The sequence below is a fragment of the Gordonia sp. 'Campus' genome, from assembly GCF_022206305.1.
In the GTDB taxonomy this organism is placed as follows: Bacteria; Actinomycetota; Actinomycetes; order Mycobacteriales; family Mycobacteriaceae; genus Gordonia.
Genome location: NZ_JAKOIW010000010.1, coordinates 1 through 20,213, shown reverse-complemented (window position 1 = coordinate 20,213; position 20,213 = coordinate 1). Strand labels below are relative to the sequence as shown.

Annotated in this window: 2 protein-coding genes; both read left to right on the top strand. The window is 70.2% G+C overall.

Annotation, left to right across the window (positions count from 1 at the left end; translation table 11 throughout):
- Positions 1-284 precede the first annotated feature (284 nt).
- Positions 285-8,477: an amino acid adenylation domain-containing protein gene (locus MAY35_RS12190; protein WP_238421559.1), complete on the top strand. Its 8,193-nt coding sequence runs from the start codon at positions 285-287 to the stop codon at positions 8,475-8,477.
- On the top strand, positions 8,474-20,213 hold an 11,740-nt coding region (locus tag MAY35_RS12185; RefSeq protein WP_238421558.1), incomplete at its 3' end, for a non-ribosomal peptide synthetase. The genes MAY35_RS12190 and MAY35_RS12185, both read left to right, overlap by 4 nt.

Sequence of the window (20,213 nt, the reverse complement as noted above, 5' to 3'; positions counted from 1 at the left end):
GGTACGAGAGTGACCGGTGTGACTGGGAAGCACGCACGTGATCCCATCTGTCACAGGGTGATTCGATTGTGGCAAGGATTGCCTCAGCGCCGGAGGGATGGGATGTATCACTTTCGAAAGGCGTAGCGATGTACCGCGTATGATTCGTTGCTGTTCGACGATCGCATCGGGGGGACGCGGGGGCGTCGTCGTCGAGCGACCCATTCGCCGCGATCCGAGTCGGACGACGCATGCATGACAACGTGTCCCACCGAGATGGGACTGGGGGAGACGGACACCGCGCGATGAACGGTGGGCACGGCGCGGCGGACCTCATCGAGCTCACCGCCGCCCAGCGCGCCATGTGGTTCGCCGAGAATCTCGACGACGACCACTCGGTGACGGTGGCGCACTACCTCGACATCGTCGACGACGGCCGGGAGTTCGACCGAGAACTGTTCCGGCGGGGCGTGATCGAGGCGGCCCGGGAACTCCAGACCGCATACACGCGCGTCACCGAGATCGACGGCATCCCGATGCAGTTCGTCGATCACTCCGTTCCGTTCGATGTCGTCGACGTCGACCTGCGCGGTGCCGCGGACCCGGTCGCCGCCGCCGATGAGTGGATGCGTGCCGATCACCAGCGTTCCGTCGATCTGCTCGCGGAACCGGTCGCCGTCGCGGCCTTCATCCGTGTCGCCGACGACCGCACCTTCTGGTACATGCGCGGACACCACATCGCCTTCGACGGGTACGGGGCGCTGGTGTCTCTGCACGAGGCCGTCGCACGCTACAACGCGGACGTGTCGGGAACCGGCCCGCATGTGCCGCCGCGCCGGGCCGGGCTCGCCGAGGTCGTGGCCGACGATGCCGCCTACCGGCAGAGCACTCGTCACGACCGGGACCATGCCTTCTGGTCCGAGCGCGCCGCCGGACTACCCGAACGCGTGAGTCTCGCGACGCACCCGGCCAGGCCCGGCATCCACAACGAGACGGTCGTCGCGGCGGGCATGCTCGGGCAGTCGCTCGACACCGCGCTGCGGCGCTGCGCCAAAGGTCTCGACGCGTCGGTGGCGGCTGTCCTGACCGCGGCGTTTGCCGCCTACCTGGCGAAGATGTCGGGCGGCGACGACATCGTGCTGAGTCTGCCGGTCACCGCGCGCACGACGGCGCGCATCAGGCACTCGGCCGGCATGGTCTCCAACATGCTGCCGCTGCGCATCGACGGGGTCGGAGGCGCGACATGCGCCGAGGTCGTCGCTGCGGTGACCGCCGAGATCACCGCGGGCCTCCGGCATCAGCGGTACCGCTCCGAGGACATAAGAGCGGCGGCGGGGTTCGGCGACGCTGCGGGCACGTCCTTCGGGCCCCTCGTCAACCTGTTGCTCTTTGACAAGCCGATCGTCATCGACGGCGCTCGGGTGGGTTATCACATGCTGTCGGCCGGGATGGTCGAAGACCTGGTGATGAACGTCTTCGCCGCTGGGCCCGACGCACCGCTGGAGGTGGGGTTGCACGCGAATCCCGCCCTCTACGAGCCGGATGAACTCGACGCGCATCGTCTCCGGCTGCTCCACATCCTGGGTCAGTTCGTCGACGAGCCGCATCGGCCCGTCGGAGACCTCGATCTGCTGATGCCCGGGGAACCGTCGGTTCTCGAGCGTCTCGGGAACGGGGGGCCGGTGACCGGCGCGACCCAGCGCCACATCCTGGCCGCGTTCGACCGTCAGGTCGCCGCCACACCCGAGGCACCCGCCGTCAGATTCGGCTCGACCACCCTCGACTACGCCCGGTTCGCCCGGGCCTGCGCACTGCTCGAGGACCACTTCGCCGCTGCCGGAGTGGGTCCCGGTGACCGGGTGATCGTCGAATTGGACCGCTCGATCGAACAGGTCTGTTCGGTCTACGCCGCGCTCGGACTGGGTGCGGCCTATGTCCCGGTCGACCCCGCCGAACCGGAGGAACGACGCCGTGCCGTCATCGCGGCCGTCGACCCGGTGCTGCGGGTGGACGCGAGTTTCTTCACCGACCGGGAGCTGCGGCTGACCGAGGACCCGGGGCCGGTGAGTGCACCCCCGACCCGGCCGCGTCTCGCCTCACCGGCGCAGGCCGCCTACGTCATCTTCACGTCGGGCTCCACCGGCGTCCCCAAAGGTGTCGAGGTCGGGCATGCCGCCGTCGAGCAACGGTTGACGTGGATGCAGGACGACCACCCGATCTCGGTCGGCGACGTCGTGCTCTACAAGACCCCCGCGACGTTCGACGTGTCGGTCTGGGAGCTGTTGTGGCCGTTGCGAACGGGCGCGCAGATGGTCATCGCGCGCCCGGAAGGGCACCGGGACCCGTCATATCTGCGCGCCCTCATCGACGACGCGCGCGTCACGGTCGCCCACTTCGTGCCGTCGATGCTCGACGCGTATCTCGACGTGGTCCTCGATTCGGCCCGCCCGGACACCGCGAGCGCCGCGCTCGGGGGCGGAGACGCTCCCGGCGGCGTGTCGTTCCCCGATCACCTGCGGTGGCTGTTCACCTCGGGGGAGGCGTTGTCGGTCCAGCTGGCACGGCGGGTCCGCGAGACCTCGACCGTCGGTGTGGTCAACCTCTACGGCCCGACCGAGGCCGCCATCGACGTGACCGCTCATCGTGTCACCGGGGCGGGGTCGGTCGTTCCGATCGGTCGCCCCGTCCCGGGCACCGAGGTCCGCGTCCTCGACCGTCGCCTGCGCCCGGTGCCGGTCGGGGTGACGGGTGAGCTGTTCCTCGTCGGAACACAACTCGCGACCTGCTACCTCGGCGCGGCTGGGCAGACGTCGTCGCGGTTCGTGGCCGATCCGGCCGGTCGAACCGGCGCGCGGATGTACCGCACCGGCGACCTCGTCCGGTGGACCTCCGACGGCGAACTGGAGTATCTCGGCCGTACCGATCACCAGGTGAAGATCCGCGGTCAACGAGTGGAGCTCGGTGAGGTGGAGTCGGTCATCGCCTCGATGCCGAGCGTGGACGCGGTGGTCGTGGTCGCCCGCCGGGATCTCGCTCCCGGACCCGTTCTCGTCGCCTATCTCCGGACGCGTCCCGGGCAGCCGGACTCCCGCAGCGGAAAAGATGAACCCGACGCCGATGCGGTGCGGGCATACTGCCGGCGCCGCCTCCCCGGACACATGGTGCCGCTCGGCGTCGTGTTCCTCGACACCTTCCCGACGACCCGGTCCGGAAAGCTCGATCAGCGGGCCCTGCCGGCACCCGATCTCCATTCGGGCGCAGCGCCGTTCCGTGAGCCGCGAACGCCGGCGGAGATGGCCGTCGTGGCATTGGTGGCGCAAGCGCTCGGACGGGAGAACGTCAGCGTCTCGGACAACCTGTTCGCGCTCGGCGCCGACTCGCTGACCGCCGCACGGATGGTGTCCCGCGCGCGCCTCGACCACGGGTTGACGATTGCGTTGACCGATGTCTTCGACGCCGATGACCTCGCTGATCTCGCCGGCCGCGCAGTCGCCGCCCCGGCGGTCCCGGACACCGCCACCCCCGTCTCGGCGCGCCCGCGGCCTGCCCGGATTCCGTTGTCGCAGGCTCAGACCCGGTTGTGGTTCATCAACCGGATGGCTCCGGCGGAGTCCACCTACAACATGTCGGGGGCACTACGACTGTCCCACGGGGTCGACCCGGGCATCCTTCGTCGGGCGGTCCGCGACGTCCTCGACCGTCACGAGATCCTGCGGACCGTCTTCCCCATGGTCGACGGCGAGCCCGAACAGCGCATCCTCGACATCGACGCGGCCGACGACGCGCTGGGTGCCGACACGGTGACGGTCGGGCACGTGGCCGCCTCCTCGGACGGAGGGGTCGACGCGGCCATCGCCGCGGTCGCGGGTGTGGGTTTCGACCTCGCCGTCCAGATCCCGTTCCGGTACCGGCTGATCGCAGGTCATCCGGACGGCGACGTGGTGGTCCTCGTTCTGCACCACATCGCCGCGGACGGGCACTCGCTGCGACCGCTGCTGCGGGACCTGATGACCGCATATGACAGCCGGCGCGCCGGGGACGAACCCGTCTTCACCCCTTTGCCCGTGCAGTACGCGGACGTGGCCATCGAGCGCGCGGCCACTCTCGGCACCCCGGAATCGCCGTCGCAGATCCTGATCGAGGGTCTCGACTTCTGGCGGTCGGAACTACGCGGGGCCCCGGACCTGCTCGAATTGCCCACCGACCGGCCGCGCCCGCGGGTGATGTCGAGCGCGGGTGCCCACATCGACACCGTGCTCGACGCGAGCGTGACAGCCGGCATCCGGGCGCTGGCGAAGTCGTTGTCGGCCACACCGTTCGCGGTGTTCCAGTCGGCATTGGCCGTCACGTTGGGTCGCCTCGCCGCCACCGACGACGTGAGTATCGGCACCGCGGTCGCCGGACGCGACGACCCGGCGGTCGGTGACCTCGTCGGGATGTTCGTCAACACCGTCGTGTTGCGGACCGCGCTGCGCCCCGGCGACACGGTAGCCGACCTCGTCACCGCGGCGCACCGGCGCAGCGCCCGTGCGATGAGCCACGCCGACGTCCCGTTCGAACGGGTCGTCGACGCGGTGGCACCGCACCGCTCACCGTCGCATTCACCGCTCTTCCAGGTCGCCTTGACGGTGCAACCCGATCAACTCGAGGCGCTCACACATTGGGCGGGCTCGGCCGAGATCCTCGATGCGCGTGTGCCCGCCGCGAAATACGACGTGACCGTCTCCGTCACCGACCGCCCGGATGCGTACGCCATCGAGTTCTCCTATGCCACCGATCTTTTCGACGCCAGCACGATCGAACTCCTGGCGGGGTGCCTGCGCGAGGTCCTCGCCCGGATGGTTCTCGACCCGGCCCGGGCGATCGGAACCATCGACGTGCTCGGACCCGACATGGTGCGAGCGCTGACCGCATCCCCTCGCGGGCGACGCACCGAGGCCACCCTGGCCGACGTACTCGCGACCGGCATGGCCGGGGCCGACCCCGCGGGCCCGGCCCTGACCGGTTCGGGCACCCTGCGGTGGGCCGAGGTCAGCACCGCGACCAACCAGATCGCACGAGTGCTCATCGACCGGGGGATCGGACCGGGCGACGTCGTGGCGATCAGCATCCCGCGGTCACATCGGTCGGTGCTCGCGCTGATCGGCGTCGCCCTCAGCGGTGCCGCGTTCGTCATGGTCGACCCGCGTCTGCCCGATGCGCGTCGCGCCGCGATGCTCGCCGACTGCGGTGCGATCCTGGTGATCACCGTCTCCGACGGCGGCGATGATCCGATCCGCGACGCCCCGGGCGGCGAGCTGCCCCGACACGTGGTCGAGCACTGGCACCTCGACGATCTGGAAGTCGAACTGAGTATCGCGGGCCGGCCTGCGCACCCGGTCCGCGAGGCCGAACGCATTCGGCCCGTCTCCGTCGACGACGTGGCCTATCTGCAGTTCACGTCGGGTTCCACCGGTCGGCCGAAGGCGGCGACGCTGACGCACGCGGGGCTCGCCGAACTGACGGCCGAGCAGCGGCGCCGGCTCGGCGCCGGCGCCGATTCCCGCATCCTCCACGTCGCCGCACCCGGTTTCGACGTCGCGCTGTGGGAGATCGTGTTCGCGGTCAGCACGGGTGCGCAACTGGTGATCAGCCCACCCGACGTGTTCGCAGGGCCCGACCTCGAAGCGCTCATGTCCCAGCACCGGGTCACGCACGCGATCATGACGCCGACGGCTCTCGCCACGCTCGACCCCCGCGCCGTCCCCGACGTCGAGGTGATCATGGCGGCGGGGGAGGCGTGCCCGCCGGAACTCGTCGCCCGATGGGATGTCGCCGGACGGCCGCTGCTGAATCTGTACGGGCCCGCCGAGGCCACCATCTGGGCCACGGCCTCCGGCCCGCTGCGATCCACCGACCGCGTGACGATCGGTGGTCCCATCTCGGGTGTCGGCCTGCTGGTCCTCGACGCCGGCCTACGACCGGTTCCGTACGGCATCGTCGGCGAGCTCTATCTGTCCGGTCGCGCACTGGGACTCGGTTACCACGGCCGTGCCGCCCTGTCCGCGTCCCGCTTCGTCGCCAACCCCTTCGGCGCGGGCACGCGGATGTACCGCACCGGCGACCTCGTGACCATGACACCCTCGGGTGAGTTGGTCTATCACGGCCGCAACGACTTCCAGATCAAGATCCGCGGGATGCGGGTCGAGCCGGGCGAGGTCGACGGCGTGCTCCTCACCCACCCCGACATCGAGGGAGCCGTGAGCGTCGGGACCCCGACGCCGTCCGGTGACACCGTGCTGGTGTCCTATGTGACCCCGGCGCCCGGGCGCATCCCCGCGCCCGAACAGGTCCTCGACCACGTCGTCGGGCTGCTCCCCGCACACCTCGTGCCGCACACCGTCGTCGTCCTCGACGAACTCCCGCTCACGCGAACCGGAAAGGTCGACCGCAGAGCGCTTCCGGCGGTGGACATCTCACCCGCCCGCGCCTACGTCGCGCCGCGCAGCCGGCTCGAGGTCGTCGTCGCCGGGATCTTCGCCGACGTTCTCGGCGTACACGAGGTGAGCGTGCACGACGGATTCTTCGAACTCGGGGGCAGCTCGCTCTCCGCGACGAAGGTGACCTATCTCGTCGAGCAACACCTCGGCCGCCGGGTGCCGCTGGCCCTGCTCTTCGAGAACCCCACGGTCGCCGACTTCGTGGCAGCCGTGACCACCGGCGATCCCACGACGCCGAGCCGTATGCTGACGCCGCGCGAACGCACGCACATGGTCGCCCTCACCGGCGTCCAGCGCGCACTGTGGTCCATCAACCAGGTCGATCCCACGTCGTCGGCATACAACATCGGGTTGACGCTCGAACTCGACGGACGTCTCGACATCCCGGCGCTCACCGGGGCCGTCGGCGACCTCATCGCCCGACACGAATCGCTCCGCACCCGCTACCCCCTTCACGGCGACAGTCCCATGCAGGTCATCGTCCCGGCCGCAGATGCTCTGCACGACTTCCGGATTCCGCTCGTCGACGTCGCCGAACACCAGGTCGACGACGAGATCGCGGGGATCGTCGAGCCGGGATTCGACCTCACGGCAGCCTTCGCGATGCGCGCGGCGATCCTCCGGATACGCGCCGACCGGCACGTCCTCGTCGTCGTCATCCACCACATCAACGCCGACGGCCACTCACTGGGACCGCTGGCCCGCGACCTCACCGAGGCATACGCCGCGCGGATCGCCGGGCACTCCGGAACAGCGGCATCGATTCCGGCGGCATCGATCCCGCCCGGCGGGGGCACTTCTCGTGCCACCCGTGTGCAATTCGCCGACTATGCGATCTGGCACGCCGAACGTCAACAGACACCGGGCCCGGACGGGGTCACCGAACATCGACGCCACCTCGATTACTGGGGTGCGCGTCTCGCCCGTCCCGGCGAACCCGCGACGATCCCGGCCGACCGGCCGCGACCTGTGGAACCGCGCCACATCGGCGGCTCGGTCGACCTGACGATCCCGTCGACCACCGCAACGCTGCTCCAGCAGCTGGCACGGGTCCACAACACGACACAATTCGTCGTGATGCACGCGGCTCTCGCGGTGCTCGTCGGACGACTGTCGGGACTCGACGACATCGTCATCGGCACCCCGTTTGCCGGCCGCGACGACCCCGCGCTCGCGGACATGGTGGGCATGTTGGCCACCACGGTGCCGCTCCGCACGCGCCTGCGACTCGACGAACCGTTCGACGAGCTGTTGCGTCGCGTCCAGACCGACGACTTCGCCGACCTCGGCCACGCGGACGTGTCCTTCGACGAGATCGTCGATCACCTCGCGCGCGGCGAGGGCGGACTGCAGCGTCGAGGACGCCGCAATCCGCTCTTCTCGGTGATGCTGGCCTATCAGAACCTCCAGCTACCCGAGATGGACCTCGAGGGGTTGCGAGTGCGTCCTCGCCCACCGGCGTCCTTCCCCGCGAAGGTCGACCTCGAACTGATGCTGTACCCCGGCGACCTCGACGGGGTCGACCGAGCCGGTGCCCTCGGTGGCCAGATCGCCTACGACACCGACCTCTTCGACCACAGCACGGTCGAACTGTTCGCCGAGCGATATCGGAACGTCCTCGCCGACATCGTGTCCCGACCCCAGACCCCGGTGGGTGACCTTGCTGTCTGGGAGGACTCCGGGTCGTCGTCGGCCCTGGACTCCGACGCAGGGCGACCGCTACCCGAACTGGTCTCCCACGTCGCGGCCGTCGCCCCCGGCACCCTCATCGGTGTGCCGGGCGCCCCGGAAATGACCTTCGCCGACCTGGAGGCGACCGCGGTGGCGATGTCGCTCTCGCTGCCCGGCGAGGACGCCGACGAAGCTCTCACGATCGCCGTCACGACCCTGCTCGCCGACGCCGACCGCTCGATCGACGACGTCTTCGAGTCTGTCCGGGCCTCCGCCATGTCGGTGCTGCGGAACGGCGTCGCAGGTGGGTCGGGTCCGATCCCGCGGAACCGCGTGGAACCCGCGTGACGTCGGAAACCTCGACTCCCCGTACCCGGTCGGGGCCGACACCGGTGTCGGCGGGCCAGTCGCCTGTGCTGCGGTCGCTGGCGTTCGCGGCCACCCACGCGGGCGACGCCGAGGCGATGCCGGGGACCGCAGGCCCCATCTCGTTCCGCACGCTGTGGCGCCGCGTGTCGGCCTCCGCGGTCACGCTGGCCGAACGGGGTGTCGATCCCGGCGCCGCAGTCCGCGCAACCGTCACCGCACTCATGCCCCGCACCGGGCTCACCGCGGTCGAACTGGCCTCCGCAGCGAGCGCGATCCTGCACGAACTCGACAAGCGCATCGACGACGTCCTCGGCACGGGGGATCGCGAGTCGCTGCCCGGATTGGTACGGATCGCCGCGCGCCGACGCGGCGATGCGCCGGCCCTGTCCGATCTCGACGGCGCCGCGATCACCTACCGGGAACTCGATGCAGAGACCGACCGCCTGGCACGCGCGTTGGCGGCACGCGGCGCGGGCCCGGACACCCTGGTGGGGGTGGCACTCCCGCGCTCGGTAGAGCTCATCGTGACCCTGCTGGCCGTTCTCAAGACCGGAGCGGCATATCTGCCGCTGGACCGCACGCACCCACGTGCACGGCTGCACACGATCGTCGACGACGCCGCACCGGTACTGATCGTCGCCGACGCCGACACGGTGCGCGCGTGGGACGGCATGCCCGCGCCGCTGACCACCCGGGAGGACCTGCTCGCCGTCCGCGCGCCGGCCGAACCCGGCCTGCCGACCCGTGTCGCCGCGCACGCCGCCGCCTACGTGATGTACACCTCCGGGTCGACGGGGACGCCGAAAGGTGTTGTCGTCACCCATGACAACGTCGTCTCCCTGCTGGTGGCGCTCGACCTGCTGGTGGAGAGTTCGCCGGAGGACGTGTGGTCGATGTTCCACTCCTACGCCTTCGACGTCTCGGTGGGCGAGATCTGGGCCGCACTCGTCGCGGGTGGGCGTCTCGTGGTCCTCGACCACGCGACCACACGGGCGCCCGACGACGTCGTGGAGGCGTTCGAGCGTGAGGGCGTCACGATCGTCAACTTCACGCCGTCGTCGTTCTACCAGTTCGGCGCGGCCGTCCGACCGCCACACGGACGCCGGATTCCCGATTCGGTTCGGCGACTGCACTTCTCCGGCGAGCTGTTGGACTACGAACACGTCCGTACCTGGCAGGCGGACCGAGACGCCGACGGGTCGGTGACCCGGCCGGGTGCCGACGTCGCCGGTCCGCAGTTGAACAACATGTACGGCCCCACCGAGACCACCGTCTACATGACGCGGCGGGAGTTGACGCGCGCGTTCGTCGACGCGGCCACCGCCTCCGACATCGGGACGCCACTGCTCGGTTCGCGCGTCCACGTCCTCGACGGTCGGCTCGCGCCGTTGCCCGACGGGGTGCCCGGCGAACTCTACGTCTCGGGTGTGCAGGTCACCCGCGGATTCCTCCGCCGGCACGGGCAGACCGCGACCCGGTACGTGGCGAATCCCTTTGGGCCGCCGGGGACGCGCATGTATCGCACCGGCGATGTCGGCGTGGCCCGGAACGGGTCGATCGAGTTCGTGGGTCGACGCGACGGACAGGTGAAACTGCGGGGGTTCCGCATCGAGCTCGGCGAAGTCGAGGCGGCACTGTCCGCGCTGGACGGCGTGGACGCCGCGGGTGCGGTCATCCGGACTCTCGGCGACACCGAGCACCTCGTCGGATACCTGGTCGCGAATCACTCGGAACCGCTGTCCGAGAACGAGCTCCGCGCTCGATTGAGCGCGGCGGTGCCCGACTACATGATCCCCACGCGATACGTGTGGCTCGACAAACTGCCGCTGACGGTCAACGGCAAACTCGATCGGGACGCGCTGCCCGAACCCGGGGCGGCCGCCGGAGGGGTGACCGCCGAACCCCCGGCCACGGCCACCGAAGTGGATCTCGCCGCGCTCATCGCCGAGATCCTCGGCGTGAACGACGTGGGGGTCACCGACTCCCTGTTCGATCTCGGCGGCAACTCACTCACCGCCACCAGGGTGGCCGCCCGTGCCGCCGACTTCTTCGACACGACGGTGACCGCGCGCGATGTCTTCGCCGCACCGACGGTGCGTGGTCTCGCCGCAGTCGTCGACGAGCGACTGGCCCGGGATGCCGACGCGCCTGCGAGTGTCGCCGCGGGGGGCGACGTCACGGCCCGCATCCGTCTTCGGCCGGTGGATCGGGACGGCGTCCTCCCGTTGTCGCCTGCGCAACAACGCATCTGGTTCTTGGAGAGCCTCGACCCCGGTGGCGCCGGTTATCTCATACCCGCTGTTCTCCGGCTCGGTGGTGCCCCGGCCGATGACGCGCACGACGAGGTGCGGAGGCTGCAGCCTGCGGTCGTGGCAGCCGCACTCGACGACCTCCTCGCCCGGCACGAGGTCCTGCGTACGCGATTCGTCGCACCCGACGGCGTTCCCGAACAACGCATCGCCGCCCCCGGGGACACCCGTCACGACGTCCGGGCCGACCCACCGATCGACCTACGCGGTGCGGGTGAGACGGAGATCGCCGACACCATCGCGGAGATCACCACCCGCGGTTTCGATCTCGAACTCGCCGCGCCGGTGCGGGCGCGTCTGATCCGGATCGCCGAAGACGACTGGATCCTGGTGCTCGTGGTGCACCACATCATCAGCGACGGCGGTTCGGTCGCCCCGATGGTCACCGACTTCGTCGACGCCTACCGCGCTCGTCTGGACGGGAAGTCACCCGGGTGGGCGCCGCTGCCGGTGCAGTACGTCGACTACGCGGTCTGGCAACGCGCCAGGCTCGGCGACCCCGCGGACCCGGGGTCACTCGCGGCTCGGCAACTCGCTTACTGGCGGACACGGCTGTCAGGGGCGCCAGAACTCGTCGACCTGCCGTTGGACCGTCCTCGTGCAGCGCTCCGGGACGACGCCGGAGCGGAGATGTCCACCGTCGTCGACGCAACCACCTGGGCCGGCCTGACCGCACTGGCCGATCGGCACGGTGCGACGCCGTTCATGGTGGTCCACGCCCTGCTGGCGGTGACCCTCATGCGGTCGGGGAGCAGCGAGGACGTGGTGATCGGCACGCCGGTGGCCGGTCGCGGCGAACGAGCACTCGACGGCCTCATCGGAATGTTCGTCAACACCTTGGCATTACGCACCTCGGTGCGTCGCGATGCCGGCTTCGACGCCCTGCTCGCCGAGGTCCGCGACACCGACATCGCCGGACTCGACCACGCCGACCTGCCGTTCGAGAGTGTGGTCGACGAGGTGGTCACGGCCCGCAGCACGGCACACCCGCCGGTCTTCCAGGTCGCGCTGGCCTTCCAGAACGCCGATCGACCGACGGTCGAACTGCCGGGACTGACCGTCGCCGAGATCGAACCCCCGGTCACCACGGCGAAGGTGGATCTGCAGCTCACGGTCCTCGACACACCCGGCAGGCCGGCCTACGAGGACACCCGGATCCTCATCACCTACGCCACCGCGCTGTTCGATGCGCACACCGTGGAGTCCTTCGCGCGCCGCTTCCTCGCGCTCGCCCGAGCCGTCGTCGAGTCGCCGGGCACACCGGTCGGCGATCTCCCCGCCGGCGACGACACCATGCAGGCGGTGGTCCGCACACCGGAAGCAGCGTCGTCGCCGCTGACGATGAGCGAGCTGCTGGCGGCAGCCGTACGCGAGAACCCCGATGGTGTGGCCGTCGTCGAGGGCGGGCGGTCACTCACCTACGACGCACTCGATCGGTGGACCACTCGTGTCGCCCACGTCCTACGGCGTCGAGGGGCCGTGCCGGGTGCGGTGGTGGCCCTGGCGACACCGCGCTCGCTCGCCGGCACGGTGGGCTTCTGGGCCGTGGCGCGCACCGGCGCCGCCGTCGCGCCCATCGACCCCGGGCTGCCCGGCGACCGGATCCGGTACATGCTCGACACGGTCGACGCCCGCCTCGGGTTGGTCACGCCGGAGAAGCTCGCCGCCCTCGAGACGTCGTCCGCGACCACCGAATGGCTCCTCGTGGACGACCGGCCGGATGATCCGGATGGTCCCGCCGAACCGGCCCCCCGGCCCGACCTCCCGAGCGACGGGCCGACCATCCGGGTCGACGACACCGCGTACGTCATCTTCACCTCGGGTTCCACGGGCCGGCCCAAGGGCGTCGCCGTCACCCATCGCGGAGTGGCCGACCTCGTGACCGACGCGCGGCGCCGACTCGAGCTGACTTCGTCTTCGCGTGTACTGCGTTTCGCCGCACCGGGATTCGACGCGACGGTGTTCGAGACCCTGATCGCGGTCGCCGCGGCCTCCACGATGGTCGTCGCCCCCGAAGGCGTGTCCGGGGGTGCCGAACTCGCCGCGGTCATCTCCGGGCAATCGGTCACGCACGCGGCCATCACCCCGACCGCGCTCGCCACGGTCTCCGATGCGTTGGCGGAGAACAGCTTCCCGTCCCTGGCGGTCGTCTGTGTCGCGGGTGACGTCTGCTCGCCCGAGCTGGTGCGGGCGTGGTCCCCGGCGCGCACGATGTTGAATCTGTACGGGCCCACCGAGACCACGATCTGGGCGACGTCGTCGGCTCCACTGCGTCCGGACCAACCGATCACCGTCGGCGGTCCGATCGCCGGGATGGAGGCCATGGTCCTGGACCCGCGCCTGCATCCGGTACCGCCCGGTGTCTCCGGTGAGCTCTACCTCGCCGGGCCCGCGCTCGCGACGGGATACCTGCGCCAGACCGGGCTGACGGCGGAGCGATTCGTGGCCGCGCCGTTCGGCGAACCCGGACAACGGATGTATCGGACCGGTGACATCGTGCGGTGGCGCCGGCGTGGCGAGGAATGGGCACTGGACTTCCTCGGTCGCAGCGACTTCCAGGTGAAGATCCGGGGCTTCCGGATCGAGCTGGGGGAGATCGACGCGGTCCTCGGAGAACTCGACTCCGTGGATTTCGTGACCAGCGCGGGGGTCGAACATCCGTCGTCGGGTGAGACGGTGCTGGTGTCCTGGGTTCGCGGTCGCAACGGCATCCGGCCCGACACCGGCCTGGTGACCGCCCACGCGGCGCGCAGGCTGCCCGCCCACATGGTTCCCGACGCGGTCGTCGTTCTCGACGAGATCCCACTGGCCGCAACGGGAAAGCTCGATCGCGCCGCACTGCCGCCGGCACGGTTCGACGGGGGTGTGTACACCGAGCCCGAGTCCGACACCGAACGCGCGGTCGCGGCGGTGTACGCGGCCGTGCTCGGTCTCGCCGACGTGGGCGGGGTGTCGGCGACGGCGTCGTTCTTCGATCTCGGCGGCACCTCGCTGTCGGCCACCCGCGTCGCCGCGCGTCTCGGCGCGGTGGTGGGCGCGGTCATCCCCGTGCGCACACTGTTCGAGTCGCCGACGGTGCGCGACCTCGCAGCGGTGATCGATGTCGGTCTCGTCGGTACCACGAACCCGGGTCCCGTCCCGGGTCCCGTCCCGGGGGCCGTCCGACGACCCGACCCGGTCCCGGTGTCGTACGCCCAGCGGCGGATGTGGTTCCTCAACCGCTTCGAACCGGACTCGAGCGCCTACGTGATCCCGGTCGTCATCCGGCTGCGCGGCCGCCTCGATGTGTCCGCCATGCGTGCCGCGCTGCACGACGTCGTCGAACGTCACGAGGTCCTGCGGACGGTCTATCCGACGACCGACGACGACAACGGGACGGAACCCGTCCAGGTGATCTGTGACGACTGGTCCGGGCGGCTGATCATCGGGCACACCTCGGCGGATGTGCGGACCGGGGGAACGGACGCGGCTGACGTCGAGCGTGCGATCCGCGACGTGATCGAGACCCCATTCGACGTCACGGTCGACCTGCCGTTCCGCGCGCGGATCATCACGGTCGCGCCGAACGAGCACGTGCTCGTCATCGCCCTCCACCACATCGCCGCGGACGGCGAATCCGCTCCCGTGTTGTCGGCAGACATCGCCCGTGCATATGGGGCCCGGGGCGCGGGATCCGCGCCGGACTGGCCGACCCTGGATGTCCAGTACGCGGATTACGCACTCTGGCAACGAGACCGGCTCGGAGATCCGGCCGACTCGACCTCGTTGATGGCGCGGCAGCTGCGGTACTGGAGCGAACATCTCGACGGGGTGCCCGACGTGCTGCCGCTGCCGACCGATCGTCCGCGGTCGCGAACACCGGACCGACGCGCCCAGACCGTCCGGTGGTCGCTGCCGGCGGCGGTTGTCACCGGGCTCCGACACCGTGCCACCGAACACCGGGCCACGCTCTTCATGGTCGTGCACACCGCGCTCGCGGCGGTGCTGAGGCGTCTCACCGCGACCTCCGAGATCGCGGTGGCCACTCCGGTCGCGGGGCGGGGACACGAGCAGATCGACCGTCTCGTCGGCATGTTCGTCAACACGGTCATCCTGCGCGTCGACGTCGATCCGCATCTCACGCTCGCCGCGCTGCTCGACCGGGTGAGGCGTACCGACCTCACCGCATTCGACAACGCGGACGTGCCGTTCGAGCGGGTGGTCGACACGGTCCGGCCGGCGCGCATCGAGAATGCCGAGCCATTGGCGCAGGTGATGCTCGTCCACTCCGCCCAACACCCGGCGGCCTTGACCGCGTCCCTCGGCGAACTCAGCGCCGAGTTCGTCGAGACCGAGGAGACGGCCGCCAAGTTCGACCTGACGATCGGTGTGCGCGAATCGGAGGACGGTGGTCTGGCCGGGGGGATCACCTATGCCACGGCACTGTTCGACGCCGCGACCGCGGAGATGATCGCATCGGCGATGGTGGAGACCCTGTCCGAGTTCGCGACCGATGCGGACGTCCCGGTCGCGGACATCGCTCTGCTGACGACGGCCGAAGAACAAGCACAGCAACGATTGTCGACCGGGGAGTCCGTCACGCTGCCGGCCGACACGCTCGCCGACGCCGTTCTGTCCGGTCCGTTCCGTACCGCGGACTCGGTCGCCCTTCGATGCGGCGACCGAACTGTCGCCCATCGTGAGTTCACCGCGCGCGTGGCCACGCTGGCGCGCGAACTGCTGGCCATCGGTGTGGGCCCCGAGGACGCCGTCGTGGTGTGTCTGCCGCGGTCGGTGGAACTCGTCGTCGCGGTCCATGCCGTCGTCGCGGCCGGCGGTCAGTATGTTCCCGTCGCTCCTGACGCACCTCCCGAACGTGTGCGATACATGGTCGAGACCGCCAGGGCCAGAACAGCACTCGTCGCAGACCAGCACAACCCCCTGCGAGGTCTCGTCGGTCGCACGATCGTGGTCGACTCCACCGTTCCCGTCGACCTCGGGGTATCGGCGGTCACCGACGCCGAACGTCGCCTCCCGCTGCGGCCCGACCACGCCGCGTACACGCTGTTCACGTCGGGTTCCACCGGACGTCCGAAGGGCGTGACGGTGAGTCACCGGGCCGTACTGAACCGCTTGCGATGGGGTCTGACGGAATTCGGACTCGGGCCCGACGACGCGGTTCTGCTGAAGACGCCGTTCACGTTCGATGTCTCGGTACCGGAGCTCTTCATCCCGCTGATGGCAGGTGCGCGGTTGATCGTCGCGCCCGACGACGCGCACCTGGACCCCCACGCCATCGCCGGACTCATCGACTCCGAACGCGTCACGACGGTCCACTTCGTGCCGTCGCTGCTCGGTGTGTTCCTCGACGCAGTCGACCGCACTACTGCTGACGCAGTCGACCGCACTACTGCTGACGCAGTCGACCGCACAAGTGTCGACCTAGTGGGTCGGGGAGTTCCGCTACCGTCCCTGCGGCACCTCTACTGCTCCGGTGAGGCCCTGCCGCCTGCGACCCTGCACGAGGTCGGCGCCGTGCTCCCGCATGTCCGTGTGCACAACCTGTTCGGGCCGACCGAGGCGGCCGTCGAGGTCACGTCGGCAACCCTGGACACGAACGCGGACACGGTCCCCATGGGCCGGCCGGTGTGGAACACCCGCACGTATGTGCTCGATGCCCGGCTGCGGCCGCTGCCGACCGGCGTGGCGGGCGAGCTGTACCTCGGCGGGGTCCAGCTCGCACGCGGGTATGCGTCGCGCCCCGATCTGACCGCAGATCGCTTCGTCGCCGATCCCGCCGGGGACGGGGCGCGCCTGTACCGCACGGGCGATCTCGTCCGCCGCACGCGTGCCGGCGAACTGGAATACCTGGGGCGCACCGACTTTCAGGTGAAACTCCGCGGCCTGCGCATCGAACTCGGCGAGATCGAGTCGGTGCTCGCGGCCGTCGACGGTGTCCGTCAGGCGGTGGTCACCGTCGCCGCGACGGCTGCCGGCGCCGAACAGCTGATCGGGTATCTGATCGGGCCGGACGCGGACGCGCTGATCGGGCCTGCCCAGGAGGCAGTCGCGCGGTCGCTCCCGGCCTACATGCGTCCCACGCTGTGGGTGACGCTGCCGGAGGCCCCCTTGAGCAGCGCGGGCAAGCTCGACCGGAAATCCCTCCCGGCGCCACGATTCGACCCTCTCCCGCCGTTCGACGATGCCGAGGCACCGGCGAATGACGCCGAGCGAACGGTGGCCTCGGTCGTCGGGGCGGTCCTCGGAGTGCGCGACGTGCCGGTGACCCGGTCGTTCTTCGAACTCGGCGGTGACTCGATCGCCTCGATCCGGCTGACCTCGATGCTGCGTGCGGCCGGTTTCGTCCTCACGCCCCGCGACGTGTTCGCCGCATCGACGGTGCGCGAGCTCGCGGCACTGGCCCGGATGCAGCAAGCGGCGACGCTCGACGAATTGCCGGGCGGGGGGATCGGTCCGGTGGCGATGGCCCCGGGCGCGGCGTGGATGTTGGATCTGGCCGACGATCCGGCCGACATCGCGGATTTCTCGCAGAGCACGGTGCTGACGCTTCCGGCGGGCGCGGACGAGGTGGGTCTGCGCGCAGTCGTGCGTGCGGTCGTCGCGGCGCACCCGATGCTGACCGCCTCGCTGCGGGTCGACGAGAGTGGCCGGGCGACGATGACCGCGGGTGACGGGAACCCCGACGATGTCGTCGTCGAGATCATCGACGACCCCGCGGCCCGATCGCCGGCCACGGTCGCCGACGCCGTTCGGGTGGCGCACGCGCGTGCTCTGCGCACCTTGTCACCGTCGGACGGCCGACTCGTCGCGGCGTCGGGCGTCCGCCTGCCGGACGGCACGGGCAGAGTCGTCATCGCCGTGCACCACCTGGGTGTGGATGCGGTGTCGTGGACGACGATCGTGTCGGGTCTCGCCCGGGCGTGGTGGCAGTATCGCAACGGAGAGCCGCCGAAGCTCGACGCCACGGGTACGTCTTTCCGCCGCTGGTCGCGCGTCCTCACCGAACTCGCCGAGCGTACCGACGAACTGGACTGGTGGTCGAGGCAACTGCCGCCACCGCACACGTCGAGCCGTCTCGACCGCTCCCGCGACCGCCTGCGCAGCACGGTTGCCATCGATGTCGCGGTGCACGCCGACCTCGCCGGGCAGGTACTGGGGACGGTGACCGAGGCCTTCGGTGCCCGCCCCGACACCGTCCTCGCCGCCGCGGTCGCCCTCGCCGTCGGGACCGAGGGGGCCGGACCGGTCTCGATGATGTTGGAGAACCACGGGCGCGAGGAGCAGATCGCGCCGGGCGCCGATCTGAGCGAGACCGTCGGCTGGTTCACCTCGTTCGTGCCGGTTGCGGTTGACATTCCCCCGGCCGGCCCGGCGACGACGGGCAGGATCACCGGGCCTCGGGTCGCCGCTGTGGTGAAGTCCCTGAAGGACATCCAGGCACGCATGCCGGACAACGGCATCGCGTTCGGCCCGCTGCGATGGTTGCGGACGGGATCGCCGCTGCGCGAGCGGGATCTCCCGCTGATCACCGTCAACTACCTCGGCAGCCTGGGGGAGAGCGACGCCGGCGGCGAGGACACCGACGCGGTCGCGACCGAGTTCATGCCCGTCGCCGACGCGCCGACCCTCCCGCCCTCGATCCGGGGCGACATGATGGCCACCGCGGGACTGACGGTGACCGTCGGCTCGGTGATGACCGGCATCGGCCGTGAGTTGCGTGTGAATTTCACTGCAGCCGAATCGTTCTGGGACCGCGCCGACCTGGAGCGCTTCGCGAGACGCTGGGAGTCGGCACTGGCCGCGCTGGTCGGGCATGTCGACTCCGTGGGTCACCCGGGGCCGAGCGAATCCGATGTCATCGGCGGTGGAGTCCCCCAGCCGGAGATCGACGTGGTGCTGGCGCGACTCGCCGCCGGTTCCTCCCGCGCCGCGTCCACGGTGTGGCCGCCGACACCGTTGCAGCAGGGGCTGTTCTACGAGCACGAGCGTCTGCTCGGCGCCGATCCCTATGTCACCCAGTCGATCATCGAGTTCGACGGCGATCATCACGCGACCACGCTGCTCCCCGCGGTTCGGCAACTCCTCGCGCGGCAGCGCGTCCTTCGATCCGCCTTCGTGCGCACGACGTCCGGGCGACTCGTGGTCGTCGTACCGCCCGCCGATCATCCAACGGTCACCGATCCGGACTTCCGGGCCGTCGACCTGACCGACCTCGACCACGCCGCGGCGCACGCCCGGATCCTGCAGATCGCCGGCGAGGATCGCGACCGGCGGTTTCTGCTCGACTCGGCGTCACCGATCAGGTTCTCCGCCGTCTCGCACGACACCTCCCACGGGCGCGCACACACCCTGGTGATCACCGCCCATCACATCGTGCTCGACGGATGGTCGGGGCCGATCCTCGTCGCCGACCTCCTCGCCGCACAACTCGGGCGACCGGCGGTGACTCCCGCCGGCGACTTCGAGGCGTATCTCCGCTGGCTCGACGGTCGCGATCATCTAGCCGCGGTCGCGGTGTGGCGGGAGCAACTCGCGGACGCCACACCCACTCTCGTCGCACCGAACCGCGCGGCGTCGGAGACGGGCGAGCCGCGTCGGCACGAGGTCGTGGTGGGGCTGTCGGCCGACACCCGGTCGGCGCTGGAACGCAGGGTGCGCGAGCTGGGTACCACCACCAGCACGGTGCTCCACGCCGCCTGGTCGGTCCTGCTGTCGCGACTGACCGGTGAGCAGCGAGTGGTGTTCGGTGAGACCGTGTCCGGACGTCCGGCCGACCTCGACGGCGTCGACGCCATGATCGGGCTGTTCATCAACACCGTTCCGGTGGTCGCCGATGTCGATCCGCGGCGATCGCTCGCCGCCCTCATCGGAGATCTGCACGACTCCCGGACCCGGGTGCTGGACCACCAGTTCGTCGGCCTCGGTGAGATCGCCGCCGCCACCGGTCATCCGGGCCTGTTCGACACGCTGGTCGTCGTCGAGTCGTATCCGGTCGACGCCGACATGGTCGTCGAAGGTTCCCGCAGCTCCGGCCTCCCGATCCGCAACGTGACCACGTCCGATGCCACGCACTACCCGCTCGCGCTGATCGTCGCCGACGACGGTGACGGTCTTCGCCTGACGGTGCGTGCCGATCTCGCCGCTGTCGGTGACGGCGTCGCCGAGGTCGTCGCCGCGACGGTGACGGACGTCCTCGACGCGGTGATCGACGACCCCGCGGTGCCCGTGATGGAGCTCGACCCGATGCCGGCGGACATGCGCGAGACGATCGTGGGCTGGTCGGGTTCGGATTGTGTGGGGGTGGAGTGGTCGGGTCGTTCGGTGGGGTCGGTGGTTGCTGAGCGGGTGGGGTTGTCGTGGGGTTCGGTGGCGGTGCGGTGTGGTGATCGGGTGGTGTCGTATGGGG